The organism is Nesterenkonia sp. Act20 (assembly GCF_019173455.1).
In the GTDB taxonomy this organism is placed as follows: Bacteria; Actinomycetota; Actinomycetes; order Actinomycetales; family Micrococcaceae; genus Nesterenkonia.
Window position 1 is genome coordinate 1,131,703 of record NZ_JADPQH010000001.1, and the last position, 21,097, is coordinate 1,152,799.

Sequence of the window (21,097 nt, forward strand, 5' to 3'; positions counted from 1 at the left end):
TCATGAAGGTATTGGCAGCCATGTCCGGCGGAGTCGACTCCGCCGTGGCCGCGGCCCGCGCCGTCGACGCCGGCCACGAGGTGGTCGGCGTGCATCTGGCGCTGAGCCGCATGCCCGGCACCCTGCGCACCGGTTCCCGCGGCTGCTGCACGATCGAGGACTCCTCCGACGCCTGGCGAGCCTGCGAGAAGCTCGGCATCCCCTTCTACGTATGGGACTTCTCCGAACGCTTCAAGGCCGACGTCGTCGATGACTTCATCAGTGAATATGCCGCCGGCCGGACCCCCAACCCCTGCATGCGCTGCAACGAGAAGATCAAGTTCGAGGCGCTGCTCGACAAGGCGATCGCGCTGGGCTTCGACGCCGTGGCCACCGGGCACTACGCCAAGGTCTTCCGGGACGCTGAGGGCAACCCTGAACTCCACCGCGCCGCGACCTGGACCAAGGACCAGTCCTATGTGCTCGGCGTGCTCACCACCGAGCAGCTGGAGCACTGCATGTTCCCGCTCGGTGAGACCCCGTCGAAGGACCTGGTCCGTGCCGAGGCCGCCGAGCGCGGGCTCTCCGTGGCCAAGAAGCCGGACTCCCATGACATCTGCTTCATCCCCGACGGTGACACCCGCGGCTGGCTCGCCGAGCAGATCGAGCTGCGCAACGGCCCCATCCTGGACGCCGAGGGTCAGCAGATCGGTGAGCATGAGGGGTCCGAGGCGTACACCGTCGGGCAGCGGCGCGGCCTCAAGCTCGGACATCCCGCCCCGGACGGCAAGCCCCGGTTCGTGCTGGAGATCAGGCCGAAGGAGAACACCGTCGTCGCCGGTCCTCGCGAGCTGCTCGAGATCGACCGGCTCTCCGGCATCCGGCTCTCCTGGGCGGGCGCCCCGGTGGCGGAGTCCTCCACGGGCGAATGGTTCGACCTGGACCTGCAGATCCGCGCCCATGCGGATCCGGTCCCGGCCCGCGCACGAGTCGAGACGCTGGACCCGGAGACCGAGGACGGCGCCCCGCGGCTGATGGTCGAGCTGCAGGAGGCTCTCCAGGGGGTCGCCCCGGGCCAGACGGCCGTGATGTACCAGGGAACCCGCGTGCTGGGACAGGCCACCATCGACACCGCCCGCTCGAAGAACTACCACCCCGTGGCCAGCTGAACCGACCGGTGCCCGGCAAGTAGGCTGGAGGCATGAGCACAGATCCCCGCGCCGGCGAGGCCGCAGCCTATGTAGAGCCCGAGATCCTCGACGAGCTGGTGTCCATGCGCGCCAGCATCGACAACATCGACGCGACCCTGGTCTATCTGCTCGCTGAGCGTTTCAAGGCCACCCAGCGCGTGGGAGTGCTCAAGGCCAAGCACCGGCTCCCCGCGGCCGACCCGGCTCGCGAGAAGAAGCAGATCGAACGGCTCAAGCGGCTCTCCGACGACGCCCAGCTGGACCCCGAGTTCGCGGAGAAGTTCCTGAACTTCATCATCGAAGAGGTCATCCGCCACCATCAGGCGATCTCCGCCTCGGCCGGGGCCACCACCGGCGACCTCGACGCGGCTGCCGACACTCCCACCGCCCACGGCACCGCGGCAGCGGCTCAGTCCGGGCCCGATTCTGCACCCGATGCGGCGGAGACCGAGAACCGATGACGCTGCGTTCTGCCGCGGCCGGGGTCATGCCCGGCACCGATCTGATGCGCAGCGCCAGACTTCAGGCCGCCGAGCTGCCCGCACCGCACCTGCCAGGCCTGCCCGAGCTTCCCGACCGCGGCCTGCACTCGGGCCTGCTCGCCCGCGGCCTGGCCCAGCTCTCCGAGCTCTCCGCCGAGCTGACCTCATACGGCTGGCGGCTGACCCAGCGCCCCGGCGCCGATGATCAGCGCATCCGCGGCTGGCTGCGCTCGGATGTGGACACGCTCGCCGATGTGCGCGGGCACCGTGCCGAAACCGGCGCAGACCCCGACGACGACGGCCTCGCCCCTCCCCTGGTGCTCGAGCTGATGGGCCCGATCAGCCTCATGGCGGGGCTTGCGCTGCCTTCCGGTGAGAAGGTCCTGATCGATCACGGGGCGCGCCGCGATCTGGCCGCCTCCCTGGCGAACGGGACCGCAGAACATGTCGCCCATGTCAGACGGGCCTGCGCGCCGTCGTCGTTGACCGTGATCATCACCGAACCCGATTACGCCCGCGCCCGAGGCGGGAAGATTCCCACGGTCAGCGGTTACCGGACCATTCGCTCGCTGGACCGCGATGAGACCCGGGGGCATATCGGGCTGATGATCGAGGCCCTGCAGAGTTCAGGCGTGGAAGAGGTCCTGCTGGACCTCGGCGGCGTCGTGGAGTCCGAACATCTCGAAGACTTCCGCGCAGGACGCGGCCCCTCGGTGCATGGTTTCGGCGTGGACCTGCCCGTCATGGAGGCGGCCGGATGGGAGCGCACCGCCGAGCTGGTCGAATCCGGGGCCACGGTGCTCGCCTCGATGCTGACCGGCGCGGAGACCGCGGCGGCTGCGACCACGGGGCTGCCCCAGGTCAGCGAGCTGTCCAGGCGTGTGCAGCAGCCCTGGCATCGGCTCGGGATGCCGCTGGACGGGCTGGAGAACTTCCTACTCGTCGGCTCCTCGGATCGACACCGAGGAGAGCCCGCTCGGTCCCATGTCGCCTCACTGGGTGAACCCTCCGCCATGCGGGTGCTCACCCGCGTCCGGGACACCTCCGAGGCGCTGCGCGAGCAGATCCGCGAAGCCTGACCCCCTCTCCCGCTTTCATCTTCCCGCTTTCATCTTCCCGCTTTCATCCATTGGGCATAATCTGTCGGAATGAGTCCGCGGGAGAGCCGCATTCCGACGATTCTCGCCCAATCGATGTTAGTACTCCGAGGGGACCGCACCATGGATCAGCGACTGTCGCTGGTGACCCTGGCAGTGGAAGATCTGCCCGCTACTCGGGCCTTCTACATCGAGGGCCTCGGATGGGAGCCCGCAGTGGAGGCACCGGGAGTCCTGATGCTGCGCGCGGGAGAACACCTGCTGCTCTCCTTCTGGGATCGCCGCGAGTTCGAGGCCGAGGTGGGACCGATCGGCTCAGGGATCGCGCCGCTGACCCTGGCGCACAACGTGGGATCCGCGCGGGAGGTCGATCAGGTCTTGGACCAGGCGCGTGCCGCCGGCGCGGAGCAGGTCCTCCCCGCTGAGGACCGCGCGTGGGGCGGCTACACCGGGTACTTTGCGGATCCCGGTGGATTCCGCTGGGAGATCGCGTGGGCTCCGGGTGAGGTCAACGAGATCGTGCTGCCGCAGGCTCCCCGCGCGAGCTGACTCGCCCGCTCCCCGCGGCGCGCTCCGTCACCTCGCGACCCCGCCACCTCACTCCCCGCCTCTCCTGCCCGATTCTCCATCGGTGGGGCGCGAAGACTGAACTCAGCGGCGGCCGGCGGCCATCCCCGCGGTGCGCGCCTGGGCGATGACCCCCGGCAGCGCCTCGGCGAGCGCCTCGACCTCGCGCCGGGTGGTGGTCCAGCCCAGGGTGAAGCGTTGCGCGCCGCGTGCCTGCTCTTCGCTCAGGCCCATCGCCAGCAGCACCTGCGAAGGACGCGGCACGCCCGCCGTGCAGGCGGAGCCCGTGGCGGTGTCGAAGCCCGCCATGTCCAGCATGAACAGCAGCGAATCCCCCTCCGCCGCATCCACGGTGATGTGCAGGTTGTTCGGCAGCCGCAGCTCCGGGTGCGTCCTGGGGTCCGGGCCGCGCAGGGTCACACCCTCGAGTCCGACGACGGCGGCCAGCAGCTGGTCTCGCAGCTGCGCCAGCCGCTGGGACTCCTCCACCTGAGAGGCCACCAGCTCCTCGGCCACCGCCGCGAAGGCGCAGATCCCTGCCACGTCCAGGGTCCCGGAACGGATGTCGCGCTCCTGCCCGCCACCATGAAGCACAGGGGTCAGCACCACGTCCCGGCGCACCAGCAGCGCGCCGACGCCCACCGGGGCGCCGATCTTATGCCCGCTGATCGCCATGGTGGCGGCGCCGGACTCACGAAAGCTCATCGGCGCGGCACCGGCGGGCACGGACCCGAGGGCCTGGACCGCGTCGGTGTGCAGCGGCACGTCGAAACGGGCGCAGAGCTCGCCGATCTGCGCCACAGGCTGGACGGCGCCGGTCTCATTATTGGCCCACATCACGGTCACCAGGGCCACGCGCGGTGCAGACTCGGTGAGCATGGCCTCCAGCTGCACCAGATCCACGATCCCGTCGGCGTCCACCGGGATGATTCCCAGCTCGGCCTCTTCGTGGGCTTCCAACCACTCGGCGGTCTCGAGCACCGCGTGGTGCTCGATCCCGGGGAGCAGCACCCGCGTCCGAGCGGGGTTCTGCTCGCGGCGCTGCCAGTAGAGGCCTTTGACCGCGAGGTTGTCAGCCTCGGTGCCGCCGGAGGTGAAGATCACCTCAGAGGCGTGAGCCCCGACTGCGTGGGCCAGCTGTTCGCGGGCCGAATCGACTGCGAGCCGGGCACGCCGTCCGGATCCATGCAGCGAGGAGGGGTTGGAGAGCGCGGGCATGACCTCGGTGAGCACGCGCATGGCGGTGGGCTTCACCGGCGTGGTGGCCGCGTGGTCGAAGTAGGAGCTCAGGGCGTGGTCTGCAGATGACATCGTGTCCACGATTCTACGCTTTTGGGGATATCGTGAATCCTCGATGAGCAGTCAACCCACAGATCTCTACAGCGTCCTGGGCATCGGCCCCGACGCCGACGCGCAGGCCGTTCGCGCGGCCTACCGCAGGCAGGCGCGACGTGCCCACCCCGATGCCGGGGGCACTGCCGAGAGGTTCCACGAGGTGCAGTCCGCCTGGGAGGTGCTCGGCGATACCGAGGCCCGGGCCGCCTATGATCGCGAACTGCGCCGCCCCGCACGTGGAGCCGACTCTGCCGAGGACGCAGACCAGGCGGAGGACGCACCCCACTACGGGCGCGGCTCCAGCTTCGGCGGCTTCAGGACCACCGCGGCAGGAAGCACCTCCCCCACACGAGGCAGCTCTGACTCAGCGCGCACGCCCTCCGGTGCGGCGCACCTCGCACCGGTCTACATCCCCGATCTCTCCAGCCCTGAGCCGCTCTCGCTTCCGCTGACCAGTCAGCGCACCCACGGGGGCTTCCGGTCAGCTGGTCTCTTTGGGGGTGGCCGCGCGCTGCGCCGGGCCCAGCAGACCGCGGACCTGCTGGAGAAGCACGTCCTCTCGGACCTTCCCACAGCCCGTCTGTTCAACACGGTGGCGCTGCAGCCCTCCGTTCGCGATCGCCGGGGCCAGGCTCGACCCCCGAAGGGACGAGCAGCAGATCACGTGCTGGTCTGCGGCGACACGCTCGTCGTCGTCTCTTCGCTGGAGGTCCACGCCGCCACCGCATCCTTCGACGGACGCTCCCTGCACGCGGCCGGCCGTTCGCTCGCCATGCCGGACCTCACCGGGCAGTCCCGCGCACTGCGCACACTCCTGGAGGCGGCGATGCGCGAGACCGGGCGCGAGACGAGTCTGAGTCTGGGCCAGCAGGTCGTGTTGTACGCGCCGGACCAGAGCATGCAGAGTCCTGTGGTGGAGACGCGCGGCACGCCCTCCGGTGGCGTGCGCACCCCGCTGGCTCCTGCGCGGGCCTTCCGCAGCATCCGCGAGCAGCTCGCCGCCTCGGAGCAGGCCAACGTGATCGACCGGCACCTGCTCGCCGCGCTCCGCGCTCAGCTTCAGCACCCGCAGGACTGAACAAACCCCACCAGGGGCGAAGACGCCCGACGGCCTGCTGATGTCTCATCGCCTGAGCCGTCAGGGACGAGGACACCCGACGGTAGGATGACCGGCGTGAAGACTCCGATTCGTGTGCTGGTGGACCAGCCTGAAATCCCCGGCAATACCGGTAACCTGATCCGACTGGCGGCGGTCACCGGGGTTGAGCTGCACCTCGCGGAACCGTTGGGCTTCGACTTCGCCGACGCGAAGCTGCGCCGGGCTGGCCTGGATTATCACGACCTCGCGGTGATGACGGTGCACCCAAGCCTGGAGGCCGCCTACGCCGCTCTCTCACCGGAGCGGATCTTCGCCTTCACCGGGGACGGCTCGGTCTCGCACACCTCCATCAGCTACCGGGCCGGCGATGTGCTGCTCTTCGGACGGGAGTCGACCGGGCTGGACGACACGGTGAAGGCTGATCCGCGCATCACGGAACGCGTGCGGATTCCCATGCTGGCGTCCCGACGATCGCTGAATCTGGCGAATTCGGTCTCCATCGCCGTCTACGAGGCCTGGCGTCAGGACGGTTTCACCGGCTCCGTCTGATTCCCGTGAGGGTGTTGGTGGCGCTGGGACCAGCTGAGCATCGCTAAACTCAGCAATCATGGACACCGCCTCTGACCGCCCCGCATCGGACCGCCCCGAGGACCGTCCTGACGGTGCCGCGACACCCTCGGATCACACCGAAGATGAGCACGTCGAATACGTCGATTCCGAGGATGAGACGTTCCCGGAGGACATGCCGGACCAGGATGCCCCGGAGCAGCTCAGCGATCCCACGCTCAGTGAGCTGCTCGCCGGTTCGGCGCGCGGAGACCAGCCCTCCTTCGCCACGTTCTATGAGGCGACCTCCGACGTCGTCTATGGTCTTGCGCTGCTCATGCACGCCGACGCCGAAGGCGCCCAGGACTCGACCCTCGCCGTCTACCACCAGCTGTGGGACCAGGCGGAGGAGCGCGCCCAGGATCTGCGTCTGCAGTCGCAGGCCTCGGAGCTGCTCACCGATGAGCACGCCGCCGACGAGGTGGATCCCGAGAACGCCTACCGGCCCACGGAGTACGAGCTCGTGCTGGAATGGCTCATTCCCCTGGCGCACCAGATCATGGTGGAGCGCTTTCGCGAGGGTATGGCCACCCCGATCACGCTTTCAGCAGTGCCCCCCGAACAAGGTGGAGGGGTGGCGGGTCTGCCCGAGGAGATCATCGAGGACATCGACTCACTCTCGGACTCGCAGACCCAGGCCCTCGCGCTGAGCTACCTGGCCGGCGGCACCCACCAGCAGGTCGCCGAGGCTGTCGGTGCGGCCGTCCCCGCCGTGAAGTCCCGGCTGCGCGACGGCATGACCCGTATGCACGCCCAACGCACGACGCGGGAATCGGAGCTTGATCCGATCCTGCGCGCTGCGGTGACCAAGCGAGACGTCGAACGCTCCGGAGGGGTGAACCGCAACTTCACCGAGGACATCAGCTCCGACGTGGAGCACGGACTGCTCGTGGAGCTCGCCGAGATCCACGCGCTGGACGCGATCGACACCCGCGAACGTGCGCTGCTCGATGAGGCGGCGCTCACCGCCGACGAGGCGACCTCACGCGCCTGGGACACCCGGGTGCTGGCCGCTCGACGCACGCTTGCCGAGATCTTCACCGCCCATCCGGTGGTCCCGCCCAGCCACCTGCTCGATGAGGTCCTGCACAACCTCTCCGACCAGGAGGTCGGGATGGGAATGGTGGAATCGATCTCCAGCCATACCGAAGAGGCGCCGAAGCGCGAGCCGCTCATGAAGCGGTGGATGATCCTGACGGGCCTCGCCGTCGTCGTGCTGGCCGCGGTGCTCCTGATCTGGGGGTTCACCGCAGGTCAGGACATCGAGGCCACCGCTGATGGGGACCCCGAGGCTCGCGTCACCGAGGACATCGAACTCTCCCAGGGCGGCACCGCCCGAGCAGTGATGTCCTCCGCCGAGGACGTCGGCTACGTGGACTTCTCCGACGTCGGCGAACTCGAGGGTGAGGACACCTACCAGCTGTGGCTGATGCCGCATGAGACGGGTCAGCCCAGCTCGCTGGGCAACTTCACCGCGGAGGAGTTGGAAGAGGAGGTCGTCACCGTGGACGGCATCTCCTCGCACCGCGCCCTGCAGATCACGGTGGAGGACATCCGCGGGGTCGAAAGGCCCATGGGCGAGACCGTGGCCGAGGTCCAGCTGCGCGAGAGGATCACCGACGGCCCCCAGTACGGCGGATCACCGGAGGACGAGGAGCAGAACTGAGCAGCAGCGGCTGATCAGCCACGAACCTAGGGCGGGAGACTTCATGGACACCGATTTCACCACCTGCGACCTCTACGACGCCGATGAGTCGCTGCAGTCGCTGTCGCTGCAGCTGCTCAACCTCGGCGGTCGAGAACGCTTCACCGGACGGGTGCGCACCATCAGCTGCTTCCGTGACAACGGCCTGGTCAAAGAGCTGCTGAACTCCCCCGGCGACGGTTCGGTGCTGGTCGTCGACGGCGCTGGATCCGTCGACTCCGCGCTGATGGGAGACCTGATGGCAGCCTCCGCGATCAAGAACGGCTGGTCCGGGGTGGTCGTCCACGGCGCCATCCGCGACCGCGTGGACCTTGCGAAGATGGATCTCGGCGTGCGCGCGCTGGGGTCCAATCCACGCAAGTCCGTCAAGGACGGACTGGGGCAGATCGACGTTCCGCTGCAGTTCGGTGGGGTCACCTTCGTCCCGGGAGCCACGCTGTGGTCCGATGAGGATGGGGTGCTGGTCACCCCCGCCTGACCCGGCCGGAGGGACGACCCAGCTCCCTGGAAGAGGCTGATCCGAACCCGCCGGGCCGGGAGATCAGAATCCGCTGATCGTGTCCGCAGCGTTGACGGTGACCCAGTGGAACTCCTCGGCGAATCCGTCCCCGGCATGGATCTGGCGCATCTGATCCAGCACGAATCCCTCCATGCGTGCGGCGTCCGGGTGCTGGCTGAAATGCTGGCGCAGGGCAGCCATCTTCACGGCTTCTTGCCCGGTCACGTCCAGGCGCAGGTTCACCTGGTGCTGCGGCGCTGTGGTCAGCAGCAGATGCCGGATCTTGAACGCCTCCAGACCCGCGGCCTGCAGCTCCGGGTAGGCGAAGGGATTCTCCACGAACGGGTACGCCGCCCGGACCACGGCCTCCCCGCAGGCCATATGGTCCGGGTGGGACTTCTGCAGCCGGTCCCAGGCCCGCTCGGGATGCGGTGCAATGACCACTTCGGGCCGGACCTGACGCATCACCCGCACGATCTTGCCGACGAGCTCGTCGGTGGGTGCCACGAACCCGTCGCGCTCGTCGAGCATGATCACGTCGTGCACTCCGAGCAGGGCCGAGGCTTCGCGCTGCTCGATCTCTCGCAGCCGGGCCATCTCGGCGGAGTCGCGTCCCAGCTCGAAGCCGCCGGCATCCCCGGAGGTCAGCAGACACACCGTGACCTGGACGCCGGAGGCGGTGAGACCGGCGATCGTGCCTGCCGCCCCGAAATCAATGTCATCGGGGTGTGCGCCGAAGGCCAGGACCCGGGTGATCCCATGCTGCTGGACGAGCTGATCGGGGGTCTTCAGCGCCGACTCAGATGGTGCCAAGGGTCACCTCGACCTCGTCCTGCTGGCCGTCGCGCTGGTAGGTCACGGTGACGGACTCATCGGCGGCATATTCGCGGATGGTGGCCGTCAGCGCGATGGAGTCCTCGATCCGGCGATCGTTGACCGCGGTGATGATGTCTCCCGCCTGGAGGCCGGCCTCCTGCGCCGGTGACCCGTCCGGCACATCATCGATCAGCGCGCCCACTGTGAAGCCAGACATCGTGGGCGCACCGGACTCGTTCTGCTCGGCACCGGACTGGGACCCGGCGGCCGCGACGGTCACGCCGAGGAGCCCATGGGAGACCTCGCCGTTGGCGATGATCTCCTCGGCGACCCGCTGCGCATAGTCGATGGGTACCGCGAAACCGACACCGATCGATCCCGCGTCGGTCTCGGCCGAACCGCCGGAGGAGGCGATGGCCACGTTGACGCCGATCACGCGACCCTGATCATCGACCAGGGCGCCACCGGAGTTTCCGCGGTTGATCGCGGCGTCGGTCTGGATGACGTTCAGGTGGATGGAGCCCTGAGTGGGTGAGCCCTCCATGTCGGGGAAGTAGAACTCGAAGCCCTCGCTGTCCGGGGCCTCCTCCGGCGCGTCGGGGGCGTCGGCTGCCTCATCCTCCACCGCGGAGGATGCCACGGAGATCGTGCGGTTCAGCGTCGAGACGATGCCGTCGGTGACGGTGCCGGTGAGGCCCAGTGGGGAGCCGATGGCGATGGTCTGGTTGCCCACATTGAGGTCTGCGGAGGAGCCGAGCTCGGCGGGCTGGATGCCCTCGATGTCTTCGAGCTGGACCACTGCCAGGTCGCTGAGCGGATCAGTGCCCACGACCTCCGCACTGGTGACCGAGCCATCATCCATCCGCACCTGGATCTCTGGGTCGGCCGCCGCGCCGCCGAGGGTCACCACGTGGGTGTTCGTCAGGACATGGCCCTGGTCATCGAGGATGATTCCGGAGCCGGAGCCGCCCTGACCGCCCTCGCTGACCGCCAGAGTCACCACCGAGGGCGATGCCTTGGCCGCAGCCGCTGTCACGACGGTGGCACTCTCAGGATTGTTGATCTCCACTCCCCCCGCCGAGGAGGTGGTCACCCCATCGTCATCGAGCAGGGCCGCGGTGCCGGCTCCGACTCCCCCGCCCAACAGACCCGCGAGGACGACGGCGAGCGCCAGTCCGCCAACGCCTACGGTGCGCTTGGCGCGTGGCGGCCGCTGTCCGGGAGGCGTCTGCGCGCCCCCCGGAGCCTGGCCATAGGCGTAGGGGCTGAACCCTGCCTGCTGACCGTGTGCGTTCTGCCCATAGGTTGGCTGGCCATACTGGTCGTTGCCATGCGGCTCATGACCATAGGACTGCTGGCCATACGGCTGCTGCCCGTACTGATTCTGGCCGTAGGGCTGCTGGCCATACTGTTCCTGCCCATAGGTCTGCTGACCGTAGAAGGGCTGAGCCTGCTCATATGCCGGGGGCGGCGTCGGCTCACCCTGCGGCGAGGTCGGGTCATAGGCCGGGGGCTGAGCACGCTCAGCGTCTGCCTGGTGCTGCGGCGTGGACGCGGCGGCGGGCCACCCTGCGGAGTAGGTCTCCTGCGCGGCTTCCGGAGCAGGGACCTGCGGGACGCTGTGCTCACCGCCGGCAGCGGGGTCCTGCGCGGGGCCCTGCGCAGCGTGCTGCGGGGAGTCCTGCGCGGAGGAGACCGGGTCAATCCGCTGCGTGGCATCCTCAGCGGGATGGATCGGATCGCGATCTCCGGTGTGATTCGGATCTGAGCTCATGATGAAACCTACCTTTGCGGTCTTGCGAAGCAATAGAGCGGGAGTGTGATGCGAGCACTCAATGATTGGTCTGCCTGCTATTGTCTGCGCTCACCCTGTACCGATGACGATAGCCTCCTGGACGCCTGCTGGACGATTCCAGTGGACGCATAATTCATCACCGCCGCCGGCGTCAGTCAGCCTCACGGGGCCTCGTTCGAGGGTGTCACAGCTTCTCAATGGACGGTGTCAGGGGGCACTTATACACTCGGTCCATGGTGCCCGACGCAGTCCTCAATCCACCCATCACCCTCGGCGCGATCTTCATCGGCCCGCTGCTGATCGGCGCAGTGATCCTCGGCCTGATCGGACTCGGCGCAGTATGGCTCTCCGGCGGCAAGAAACAGACCCGCCGCCTCCAGGGCGCCGCGGGCGGACAGGAGTTCGGCGGTCGCCGCGAGGCAGCTCGCCAGCTCACCGCCGAGCAGCGGCGTCTGCAGCAGATGAGTCTCGAGGAGCTGCGGCGCGAGGCGGGGTCGCTGCTGATCGCCGCGGACAATGCAGTGAACTCCTCAGAGCAGGAGATCCTCTTCGCCAGCGCCGCCTACGGAGATGACCAGGTGGCGCCGTTCCAACGTGATGTCGAAGAGGCTCGCGAGCACCTCCAGGAGTCCTTCCGGATGCAGCATCAGGTGGACCGTGATCCGCCGGAGTCCGAGGATGAGGCGCGCGAGCTGCTGCGCAACGTCATCGCCAACTGCCAGCGGGTCAGCGAGACGCTGGAATCCCACCGTCAGGACTTCGAATCGCTGCGAAGCCTGGAGCTTGATCCACGACCCGCGCTGAGCCAGCTGCGAACACGCATCGAGGAGCTGAACCAGCGCCGCGCCCAGGCACAGAAACGCCTCCCCGACCTGCAGTCCAAGTACGACGACGAGGCACTCACGTCCTTCATCGAGGGTCTGGAGCACTCCGCACACAGTCTGCAGGCGGCGTCCGCTGCGGCCGACACGGCGGAGTCCGCGCTCGACTCCGCCGAACCTTCAGAGGCGGTGGTCGCCATCCACGCCGGCGAGGAATCCGCCGGCGAGGCAGGAAAACTGATCGAGTCACTCGAAGAGACCCAGCTGCGGCTGCGCAGCGCTGAACAGAACCTCAGCATCGGTCTGGACCAGACCGAGCAGGACATCGCCCAGGCGCGCGCCACCCTGGAGGCGGGCCAGTCACACGATCTTGCCGGGCCCATCGCCGCAGCCCAGGCGGCGGTCACCCAGGTGCGCCGGGATCTGGATTCCGGTCAGAAGATCAACCCGCTGGATCTCTTGAACTCCCTGGAGGTCGCCCACCGGGAGCTGGACGAACCGCTCAACGCCGTCCGCGATCAGCAGGCACGAGACCGCCGCGCCCGGGAAGTGCTGCAGACCGAGATCCTCACCGCCCGGCACCAGGTCCAGTCCTCGCGGGACTATCTCCGCGCCCGACGCGGCGGCTCGACCTCCCGGACCCGCATGGCCGAGGCCGAGCGCAGCCTCGCCGAAGCCGAGTCCCTCGGCGACACCCAACCCGCGAAAGCCCTGGAGCTGGCCACCCAGGCGAAGACTCTTGGAGTCCAGGCCGCACAGATCGCCCGACAGGAGTCCGCCGAGGATGCCCTGATGGGAGGCGGCAGCGGGGGCGGCTATGGAGGTGGTTTCGGCGGCTTCGGCATGCCCGGCGGCTACGGGCATATGGGACGCGGAGGTTTTGGCCGCGGCTCGATGGGCGGCTTCGGGCGCCGTCGTCGGATGTTCTGAACCTGCCCCGCGCCTTCACCCGCCCCTGCGCCCAAACCACCGTCCCGCACGCCAGCCCCTACTCCCTGGGAGAACTTCTGCGCCAGTGTCATGGCCGTGACCAGGAGCCGTGACTAGTATCGACACCGTGAGCAATTCATAGAACCTGACGCCTGAGGAAAGGTGAGCACCGTGAGCAAGCAGTCCATTTTAGGTCGCATGTCCCAGCTGGTACGCGCGAACGTCAACGCCATGCTGGATCGCTCCGAGGACCCGGAGAAGATGCTCGACCAGATGGTCCGAGACTTCACCAACAACATCTCGGAGGCCGAAGAAGCGATCGCTCAGACCATCGGCAACCTGCGCATGATGGAGGACGACTACAGCGAGGATCTCGAGAACTCGCGCTCCTGGGGCCAGAAGGCCCTCGCCGCCTCCCGCAAGGCCGACGAGTTCCGCGACAGCGGCAACACCGAGAACGCGCAGAAGTTCGACAACCTGGCCAAGGTCGCGATCCAGCGCCAGATGGAGGCTGAGTCCTCGGCGAAGTCCGCCGAGCCGACTATCACCTCCCAGCGCGAGATCGTGGACCGGCTCAAGACCGGTCTTGAGCAGATGAAGACCAAGCGTCAGCAGCTCGTGTCCAAGCGTGATGAGCTCATCGCTCGCTCCCGCGCCGCCCACGCCCAGTCCCAGGTCCACGACGCCGTGAAGTCCATCGACGTGATGGACCCGACCTCGGAGGTCGGACGCTTCGAAGAGAAGATCCGTCGCGAAGAGGCCCGGGTGCGCGGGCGCAACGAGCTCGCCGCCTCCTCCCTGGATGCGCAGTTCGAGTCCCTGGAGGACCTGGGCGAGCAGGCCGAGGTCGATGCGCGCCTCGCAGCGCTGAAGAGCGGCAGCTCCTCACAGGGCGCCCTCGGCGCAGGCACCGGCAGCGCCGACAGCGCCGATACCGGAGTCGACGAGCGAGACTTTGCCCAGCTTGAAGCCGAGGACCGCGAGCGCGGCTGAACAGAGTATGACGTGCGGGCGATGAGCCCGCCGAAGTGATGAAACAATGGGGGGTGAACTCGACGTTCACTCCCCATTGTCGTCGCCGCCGTCGTTCATCATCCCGGCACTCCGTCGACACCGCAGCATCCAACACTTCAGGAGATATCCGTGACCACTGAGGCCACCACGCCCGCCACCGAGGCCACCGGCGCCACCGCCGTCAACACCGGGCTCGCCCAGATGCTCAAGGGCGGCGTGATCATGGACGTGGTCACCCCCGAACAGGCACGCATCGCCGAAGAGGCCGGCGCCGTCGCCGTCATGGCTCTCGAGCGCGTGCCCGCCGACATCCGCGCCACCGGCGGTGTCGCCCGGATGTCCGACCCGGATCTGATCAGCGGCATCATCGAGACGGTGTCCATCCCCGTGATGGCCAAGGCCCGCATCGGCCACTTCGTCGAGGCGCAGATCCTGGAGCACCTCAAGGTCGACTACATCGACGAGTCCGAGGTCCTCTCCCCCGCCGACTATGTCCACCACATCGACAAGTCCAAGTTCAAGGTGCCCTTCGTCTGCGGCGCCACCAACCTGGGCGAAGCGCTGCGCCGCATCACCGAAGGCGCCTCGATGATCCGCTCCAAGGGTGAGGCTGGCACCGGGGATGTCTCTGAGGCGATGAAGCACATCCGCACCATCAACGCCGAGATCGCCCGGCTGACCTCCTTGGCCGAGGATGAGCTCTACCTCGCCGCCAAGGATCTTCAGGCACCCTACGCCCTGGTGAAGCAGGTCGCCCGCGAAGGACGCCTCCCGGTGGTGCTCTTCGTCGCCGGCGGCGTGGCCACCCCTGCCGACGCCGCCATGATGATGCAGATGGGCGCCGACGGCGTGTTCGTCGGCTCGGGCATCTTCAAGGCCGGCAACCCGGCGGAGCGCGCGGCGGCCATCGTCAAGGCCACCACGTACTTCGACGACCCCGCCGTGATCACCGAGGCCTCCAAGGGCCTGGGAGAAGCCATGGTGGGCATCAACGTGGCTGACCTTCCCGCACCACACCGCCTCGCCGAGCGCGGCTGGTGAGCACACCGCGCATCGGGGTCCTGGCGCTTCAGGGAGCTGTGGCAGAACATGCCCGCGCCCTGCAGGCCGCCGGGGCAGAAGTCTCCACGGTGCGCCGGCCGACCGAGCTTCAGGGTCTTGACGGACTGATCGTCCCCGGGGGTGAGTCCACCACGATGGCCCGGCTGGCCGCCCCGGTGCACCTGATGGAAGCCATTCGCGAACGCCATGCCGAGGGGATGGCCATGTTCGGCACCTGCGCCGGCATGATCCTGATGGCCGATCAGATCCTCGACGCGGAGGCGCTCACCGGCTTCGAGCGGATCGGCGGGCTCGATGTGGTCGTGCGCCGCAACGGCTACGGCAGCCAGCTCGATTCCTTCACCGGTGCGCTGCCCGTGAGCGGGCTGCCCGAAGACGACCTCAGCCCGCTGCAGGCGGTGTTCATCCGGGCTCCCGTCATCGAATCCGTGGGCTCCGCGGTCGAGGTCATCGCCTCCTGGCAGGACCGACCGGTGGCGGTGCGACAGGGCCGGGTGCTGGCCGCCAGCTTCCACCCGGAGCTGACTCCAGATCATCGCCTGCACCAGCATTTCGTCCAGCTCGCCGGCGCTCGGCTCAACAGCTGACCTGAAAACTGGGCCGGGGTCAGGCATGATGTCTCAGGGATGCTGAACGGACCCACGGGACCCTCGATATAGGAGAGACCATGACTGACGGACCAGAGAATGGGCAGAGTTCAACGGGGCCAGCGGCCCGCGCCGCCGATCCGAACACGCCTCAGGTCCAGCTGCACATGCTCGCCGGGGACCATCCCGAGCTGCGCCCGCTGATCGCCGAGAACCCCAACACCTACCCCGAGCTGCTCGAATGGCTCGCCGGTCTCGATGACCCAGCCGTCGACGCCGCCCTGGCGCGCCGCGCCGGCAATGGCGGGGGAATCGACCCCGCCGAGCAGAACACCACGATGCTCCCTGCCACCGGACCAGGCCAGGGCGGTGGCACTGAGGAGTTCTCCGCAGTGCAGCAGGGCCGCCCCGCAGACTATGAGCAGTCGACAGAGCCTGCCGGCAACGAGTCCGAGTATCCCCAGGGCTACGGCCAGCCCCAGCCGGGAGCCGGCTACTATCCCTCGGCCCCCGCGCAGGGCGCGCCCTGGCAGACACCGCATCCGGCGGCGTCGTACCCTGCCGGCGCCTACCCTGCCGACGCCTACCCCGCCGAACGCGAGGAGGAGCCGCGCCGTCGCGGTGGGGGCACCTGCGCCATCGTCTTCCTGATCATCCTGCTTGCAGTGGCCGCAGTGGTAGCCGCTTACTTCCTGATCTTCGGCGGCGTGTTCAGCGGGGACGACGACGCCGACCAGGACACCGTCTCCCAGGGCGAGGTCCAGGAGGGTGAACAGGAGCAGGCCCCCGAAGAGGATCCGAACGCGGAGGAGAGCACCCCCGCAGAGGAAGATTCTGACGCAGACATCGAGGAGGGGACGACGCGTCCAGCACCCGAGGGCGCCCAGGACATTCCCGCCTTCACCGCTCCCTCCGGAAACATCAACTGCGCCATGGACGCCGAGGAGCTCGAGTGCAGCATCCTCGACTACACCTTCGACACCCCCGAGGACTGCGAAGGCCCTGCCCGCTTCTCGCTGGCCGCCGAGGAGGCCCAGCTGGGCTGCGGAGAGTCCGGCGCCGCCGAGTCCGCCACGCTGCAGTACGGTCAGTCCGCCAGCAACGGACGCTTCGCCTGCGTCTCTTCGGAGTCAGGCTTCGAATGCTGGAACACCGAGACCGGAAGCGGCTTCTTCATGGCCCGGCAGAGCTACCAGCTCCAGGACTGAGCGTGGGAGATCCGCGTGCACTGACTTCGACGGCACGGACTTCGACTGCACGGACTTCGACGGCGCTCTCCGCAGGCTCCCTGGCCTGTGTGCTGATGCTGACCGGCTGCGGGGAGGTCGTGCAGTCAGAGTCGGATCAGGACCAGAAGAGTGTGCTGGTGCTGGATCGGGGTCCGCATACGGAGTCCGATGAGCCTCCGGCGGAGTCGGGGGCCTCCAACGGACCGCGTGGAGGTGCGCAGGCCGAGGAATTCAGCCTGGCTGAGCTCCAGGACATGCCCTACGAGCAGTTCCGCTCCGGTGAGGTCCGCCGGGAGCAGCGGTTTCAGCTGCTCTGGCACTACGCGGAGCTCAGCAGCGATTACGCCGAGCATTTCGCCCCGGAGGAGGGGCTCGACGCCTACAACCCGGTGGAGACCGCCAGCGCCGAGGACGAACCCCGGGAGATCCTGGACCAGTATTGGTACCTCAATCAGCTGTACCACCTGGGTGAGCTGCTCGCGGAGCAGCATGGCGGCACGGACATCGCGATGAAGCTTGCCCGCGTGGTGGATCGCGGCAATGTCCGTGAACTTGAATCGATGCTCGATTCCACGGAGCTCGAGGCACCGGCCTGGCTGATGGAGAGCCGCTACGAGCTGGTGGAGGCCGATGAGTGCCTGCGGCCCCCGGAGGGAACCGAGACGGCGATCCCCCGGGATGAGCAGGTCTGTTGGGAACTCGACTTCGAGATCACCCAGGGTGCGGCCACCAGTCTCATGCCTTATTTCCACTGGACGGAGTTCGAGACCGCCGAGGGCGACACGGTCGGCTTCTGGAACCGTTCGGCGCTGCACTGGCTCTGAACACACGAGCCCGTGACTCCTGACTCGAAGCACTCATTCGAAGCACCGGCTCGAGGCACTCAGCGGCTGTGATCTGAGTAAGCTTCCCCTGATGTGAACTGTCCACCCAGCACGGGGCTCGGCGCGCCACCGACGGGACCGAAAAGGAACGCATGGCTTCGATCTATGACGAGCTCGGGGCGATCGCCGCGGACCCTCACACTGACTGGGACACGCTGCATTGGATCGCGGAGAACTATCCCGAGCTTCGCCCCGCCGTGGCGGAGAATCCAGCCGCGTATCCCGAACTGCTCGATGCGCTGAGTGCCATCGGCGACCCCGAGATCGACGCGGCACTCGCTCGGCGTCGCAGCCAGCCCCGGGCTTCGGTGAATCCGCCGACTGCCGCGAGCTCTGCAGAACGGACAGGCCTTGCAGGAGAGTCGGGTTCCGGAGGACCGGCGAGATCCGCGAGAGGCGGATCGTCGTCCTGGTGGATCGCGACACCGGATGAGGAGACCCCCTCGCCCCCGATCGAGACCGCTTCGGACACGCAGGAGGAGTGGTTTGGCTCTCGACCCTCGGACACGGCTGCCTCCACGGCAGCCGCTCCCGGTCCGGCTGGTCGACCCTCGACCACACCGCCTCGGCGCAGCCGGCCCTCCACCCGCCGGCTCATGCTCGCGCTGGTGCTGCCCCTCATCGCCCTGGTCGCGGTGGGCGCTATGGTGCTCGCGCTGCTGGACGTGAATCAGGGCGACTCCACCGCGACGGAGGCTACGGCTCCAGCTTCACCCAGTGCGCAGGAGGATGCCGCTGAGGGAAGCCCCGGGGAGGAAGACGCGGACCCGGACGAGGGTGCCGCCAGCTCCACCACCGAACCTGCGACGCTGCAGGAGCTCCGCGCCGCCGTGACCTCCCTGCCGGAGGAGTCCACCTGTGCCTCCGTCGCCGACGACGCCGCCACCTTCGCGGAATTCGGCACGGCGGTGACGACGGACGGCGGCGGTTTGGAGCCCTCGGACTCGATTTTGGTCCAGGAGACGCTGCTCGGACTTCAGGAAAGCTGTGGCAGCGTCCACGCGGCTGCGCTGTACCTTGACCTGCGCGGATCCGAGGAGGCCACTGCGCTGGCCGGCACTGTGCAGGAGATGGGCTCCGCCTGGATCCAGACGTCGTTCCCTGCGCAGGGACAGCCACTGGAGAGCTTCGCCGCACCGGGAGGCAACGTGGTCTGCGAGCTCGGAGAGGCGATGCGCTGCACGGTTCTGGAGCACAGCTTCTCTGCTCCGGAGGGCTGCACCGGCGGCGTCACCTACGCGATCGAGGTCGACCGACCGGCAGAGCCTGCGTGTGGGGATCCGGTCGAGCCCGCGGGTCAGCCGGTGCTCGGCTACGGTCAGACAGCCTCGAATGAGTTCTATGCCTGCTCGTCCTTTCAGTCGCAGATGTCCTGCTGGAACCAGCTCACCGGTGAGGGGATCAACCTTTCGGCCAGCCGGAACGCCACCTACTGACGCGGTCTCAGCTCTGGTGTGGGCGAGCCTCGATCGCGCCGGGCGCCGCTGGCGGCCCCTCGACCGCGCAATGCGCCGGATGTGCCACTGCGGAGGGACTCGCGGGTGCCGGTCCTGGATCGCGGATGGTGAAGGCCGCGAGAAGCCCGCCGAGGACGAGGACGACCGCCCCGATGATGCAGGCGGCGTCGAACCCCGCCGCGAACTGGACCGGATCGCTGTAGACCTCACCGCTGAGCCCGACTGCCGCGGGCAGGACGGCGATGGCGATCAGCCCAGCGGCACGAGCGACGGCGTTGTTCACACCCGACGCCAGGCCGACCTGCCGCTCGGGCACGGAAGACAGCGCGGTGGCCGTCAGTGGTGCGACCAGCAGCGACAGTCCCAGGCCCAGGATGATCACGGGCGGCAGGACGTCGAGGAGGTAGGACGCGTCCTGGTCGATGCGCAGCATCAGTCCCAGGGAGACGGCGCAGACCAGCGGTCCGACTGTCATCGGCAGGCGCGGGCCGATCCGCGAACTCAGGGCGCCGGCCGATGGGGAGAGGACGAGCATCAGAGCAGTGACCGGCAGCATCGCGATGCCAGAAGCGAGCGGACTGAAGTCTGCCACCACCTGCAGGTGGAGGACGAGGAGGAAGAAGATGCCGCCGAACACCGCGTAGATCAGGAATGTCACGGCGTTCGTGGCGCTGAACTGTCGATTCCTGAAGATCCGCAGCGGCAGCATCGGGTGCTCTGTGCCTCGCTCCACGAGGAGGAACAGCGCAGCGGCGACGACGCCGATAACCGCTGAACCAAGGACCGCCGGAGCTGTCACGCCCTGCACGGGTGCCTCGATGAGCGCATAGGTGGTTCCGGCGAGGGCGAGGGCACCGAGGACGGCGCCGAGGATGTCGAGTCGGCCCGTCGCCTCGGCGTCGCGCGTCTCCGGCACGTGGCGGGCCGCGATCCAGACGACGGCGAGAGCGATCGGCACGTTGATCAGGAACACCCAGCGCCAGGACACGCTTTCGACGAGCCAGCCGCCCAGGAACGGGCCGATCGCGGTGGCGACCCCGCCCAGGCCGGACCAGGCGCCGATCGCCCGAGCCCGATCCTCGCCCGAGAAGCTGGCCTGAATGATGGCGAGGCTTCCCGGGGTCAGCAGCGCCCCGCCGACCCCTTGCAGAGCCCGAGCGGCGATGAGCAGTCCCGCATCTGGTGCCAAGCCGCAGAGCAAGGAGGCCACCGCGAACCACACGACTCCGATCACGAAGATGCGTCGGCGACCGTACCGGTCCCCCAGCGAACCACCGAGCAGGATGAACGAGGCAAGCGTCAGTGTGTAACCCGTGACCATCCACTGTAGGGCCGCGAAGTCGGTGCCGAGGTCCGCCCCGATGGTCGGCAGAGCGACGTTGACCACGGTTGCGTCGATCCCAGCGATGCCTGAGCCGAGGACTGTGGCGAGCAGGATCCACCGCCCCGCTGCTGTCTTCATCCGGATCTCGCTCATATCGCCCCCGGGTGCAGCTCGGCCGCGCGAGAGATCATGCTGCGAAACTCTGCCTGATCAAGCTTCTCAAGCGTGGTGAAGGTCAGCGCGGCGGCCCCCACCTTGACCCGTCCCAGCCGTGCCGCGCGCTTCTTCAGCAGGTACCCGCCGTCCTCGATGGCATTGACGTAGACGGAGAGGTGTTTCGACTGCTCGGCCAGGCCGATGAGGAACCAGTCGACGTCGGCGCCGCGCGGTCGTGGCTGACGCATTCTGCCGTAGCCGATGACGGCCTGTTCGGTGCCGCCCCACATGGTCCCGCGCCACAGCACCCTGCTCAGTTGAGACAGTTCCGCCCTGATCAGGGCGTCCAGTGCCGTCAGCTCCTCGGCCCGGTGGGTGGTGCGGAGGAATGCGTCTACGTCGTCATCGACCGGTGTCATGGCGAGAGCCTAGCGGACACGAGAGAACCCCCAGCACCTGAGTG

The 21,097-nt window shown here is 68.1% G+C and carries 20 protein-coding genes; 15 read left to right on the forward strand and 5 right to left on the reverse strand.

Translation table 11 applies throughout. The annotated features are described in order from the left end of the window. Positions 1–2: 2 nt before the first annotated feature. The 4 genes from mnmA (at position 3) to IY716_RS05260 (ending at position 3,297) form a co-directional block, all read left to right on the forward strand. Positions 3–1,148, forward strand: coding sequence for a tRNA 2-thiouridine(34) synthase MnmA (mnmA, locus tag IY716_RS05245; protein WP_218220516.1), 1,146 nt, complete (start codon positions 3–5; stop codon positions 1,146–1,148). A 32-nt stretch (positions 1,149–1,180) separates the two neighbouring features. Continuing rightward, positions 1,181–1,630: a chorismate mutase gene (locus tag IY716_RS05250; protein WP_218220517.1), complete on the forward strand. Its 450-nt coding sequence runs from the start codon at positions 1,181–1,183 to the stop codon at positions 1,628–1,630. Next, positions 1,627–2,730 carry a hypothetical protein gene (locus IY716_RS05255; protein ID WP_218220518.1) on the forward strand — a complete coding sequence of 368 codons (1,104 nt, stop codon included), beginning with the start codon at positions 1,627–1,629 and terminating at the stop codon, positions 2,728–2,730. The genes IY716_RS05250 and IY716_RS05255 overlap by 4 nt, the downstream gene beginning before the upstream one ends. Positions 2,731–2,871: 141 nt before the next feature. Then, on the forward strand, positions 2,872–3,297 hold the full coding sequence (locus tag IY716_RS05260; protein WP_218220519.1) for a VOC family protein: 426 nt from the start codon (positions 2,872–2,874) through the stop codon (positions 3,295–3,297). 102 nt (positions 3,298–3,399) lie between these two features. Here IY716_RS05260 and IY716_RS05265 read toward each other — a convergent pair whose 3' ends face one another. Further along, complete coding sequence (locus IY716_RS05265; RefSeq protein ID WP_255316435.1) at positions 3,400–4,626, reverse strand: cysteine desulfurase family protein; 1,227 nt, start codon at positions 4,624–4,626, stop codon at positions 3,400–3,402. A gap of 43 nt (positions 4,627–4,669) precedes the next feature. Here IY716_RS05265 and IY716_RS05270 point away from each other — a divergent pair, with 43 nt between their 5' ends. From IY716_RS05270 to rraA, 4 genes are all read left to right on the forward strand, one after another. Next, entirely contained in the window at positions 4,670–5,728 is a 1,059-nt protein-coding gene (locus tag IY716_RS05270; RefSeq protein ID WP_218220520.1) for a DnaJ domain-containing protein, read from the forward strand. A gap of 87 nt (positions 5,729–5,815) precedes the next feature. Continuing rightward, positions 5,816–6,298: a tRNA (cytidine(34)-2'-O)-methyltransferase gene (locus IY716_RS05275; protein WP_218220521.1), complete on the forward strand. Its 483-nt coding sequence runs from the start codon at positions 5,816–5,818 to the stop codon at positions 6,296–6,298. A gap of 58 nt (positions 6,299–6,356) precedes the next feature. Next, a complete protein-coding gene (locus IY716_RS05280) occupies positions 6,357–8,021 on the forward strand; it encodes an anti-sigma factor domain-containing protein (protein WP_218220522.1) in 1,665 nt (554 codons plus the stop codon). 43 nt (positions 8,022–8,064) lie between these two features. Continuing rightward, positions 8,065–8,538, forward strand: coding sequence for a ribonuclease E activity regulator RraA (gene rraA / locus IY716_RS05285; protein ID WP_218220523.1), 474 nt, complete (start codon positions 8,065–8,067; stop codon positions 8,536–8,538). Positions 8,539–8,601: 63 nt separating this feature from the next. Here the strand turns inward: rraA and IY716_RS05290 are convergent, their stop codons facing one another. Further along, a complete protein-coding gene (locus IY716_RS05290) occupies positions 8,602–9,372 on the reverse strand; it encodes a PIG-L deacetylase family protein (RefSeq protein ID WP_255316436.1) in 771 nt (256 codons plus the stop codon). Continuing rightward, a complete protein-coding gene (locus IY716_RS05295; protein WP_218220524.1) occupies positions 9,359–11,149 on the reverse strand; it encodes a S1C family serine protease in 1,791 nt (596 codons plus the stop codon). Before IY716_RS05295 ends, IY716_RS05290 begins: the two co-directional genes overlap by 14 nt. A 254-nt stretch (positions 11,150–11,403) precedes the next feature. Between IY716_RS05295 and IY716_RS05300 the strand changes: the two genes are divergently transcribed. The 7 genes from IY716_RS05300 to IY716_RS05330 all read left to right on the forward strand — a co-directional run bounded on the left by IY716_RS05300 (position 11,404) and on the right by IY716_RS05330 (position 19,133). After that, positions 11,404–12,921 (forward strand): hypothetical protein, encoded by a 1,518-nt coding sequence (locus IY716_RS05300; RefSeq protein WP_218220525.1) that lies wholly within the window; start codon positions 11,404–11,406, stop codon positions 12,919–12,921. Between the two features lie 171 nt (positions 12,922–13,092). Further along, complete coding sequence (locus tag IY716_RS05305; protein WP_218220526.1) at positions 13,093–13,914, forward strand: PspA/IM30 family protein; 822 nt, start codon at positions 13,093–13,095, stop codon at positions 13,912–13,914. A 150-nt stretch (positions 13,915–14,064) separates the two neighbouring features. Further along, the gene (gene pdxS / locus IY716_RS05310; RefSeq protein ID WP_369699596.1) at positions 14,065–14,976 is read left to right on the forward strand and encodes a pyridoxal 5'-phosphate synthase lyase subunit PdxS; all 912 of its coding nucleotides are present in this window, start codon (positions 14,065–14,067) and stop codon (positions 14,974–14,976) included. Next, positions 14,973–15,584: a pyridoxal 5'-phosphate synthase glutaminase subunit PdxT gene (pdxT, locus tag IY716_RS05315; RefSeq protein ID WP_369699597.1), complete on the forward strand. Its 612-nt coding sequence runs from the start codon at positions 14,973–14,975 to the stop codon at positions 15,582–15,584. Before pdxS ends, pdxT begins: the two co-directional genes overlap by 4 nt. 80 nt (positions 15,585–15,664) lie before the next feature. Further along, the gene (locus tag IY716_RS05320) at positions 15,665–16,792 is read left to right on the forward strand and encodes a hypothetical protein (protein WP_218220527.1); all 1,128 of its coding nucleotides are present in this window, start codon (positions 15,665–15,667) and stop codon (positions 16,790–16,792) included. 2 nt (positions 16,793–16,794) lie between these two features. Continuing rightward, positions 16,795–17,637 carry a hypothetical protein gene (locus tag IY716_RS05325; protein WP_218220528.1) on the forward strand — a complete coding sequence of 281 codons (843 nt, stop codon included), beginning with the start codon at positions 16,795–16,797 and terminating at the stop codon, positions 17,635–17,637. A 152-nt stretch (positions 17,638–17,789) separates the two neighbouring features. Then, on the forward strand, positions 17,790–19,133 hold the full coding sequence (locus IY716_RS05330; RefSeq protein ID WP_218220529.1) for a hypothetical protein: 1,344 nt from the start codon (positions 17,790–17,792) through the stop codon (positions 19,131–19,133). A gap of 7 nt (positions 19,134–19,140) precedes the next feature. Here IY716_RS05330 and IY716_RS05335 read toward each other — a convergent pair whose 3' ends face one another. Further along, the gene (locus IY716_RS05335; protein ID WP_255316437.1) at positions 19,141–20,616 is read right to left on the reverse strand and encodes a DHA2 family efflux MFS transporter permease subunit; all 1,476 of its coding nucleotides are present in this window, start codon (positions 20,614–20,616) and stop codon (positions 19,141–19,143) included. A gap of 11 nt (positions 20,617–20,627) precedes the next feature. Beyond that, the gene (locus IY716_RS05340; protein WP_218220531.1) at positions 20,628–21,053 is read right to left on the reverse strand and encodes a DUF1801 domain-containing protein; all 426 of its coding nucleotides are present in this window, start codon (positions 21,051–21,053) and stop codon (positions 20,628–20,630) included. Between the last annotated feature and the right edge of the window lie 44 nt (positions 21,054–21,097).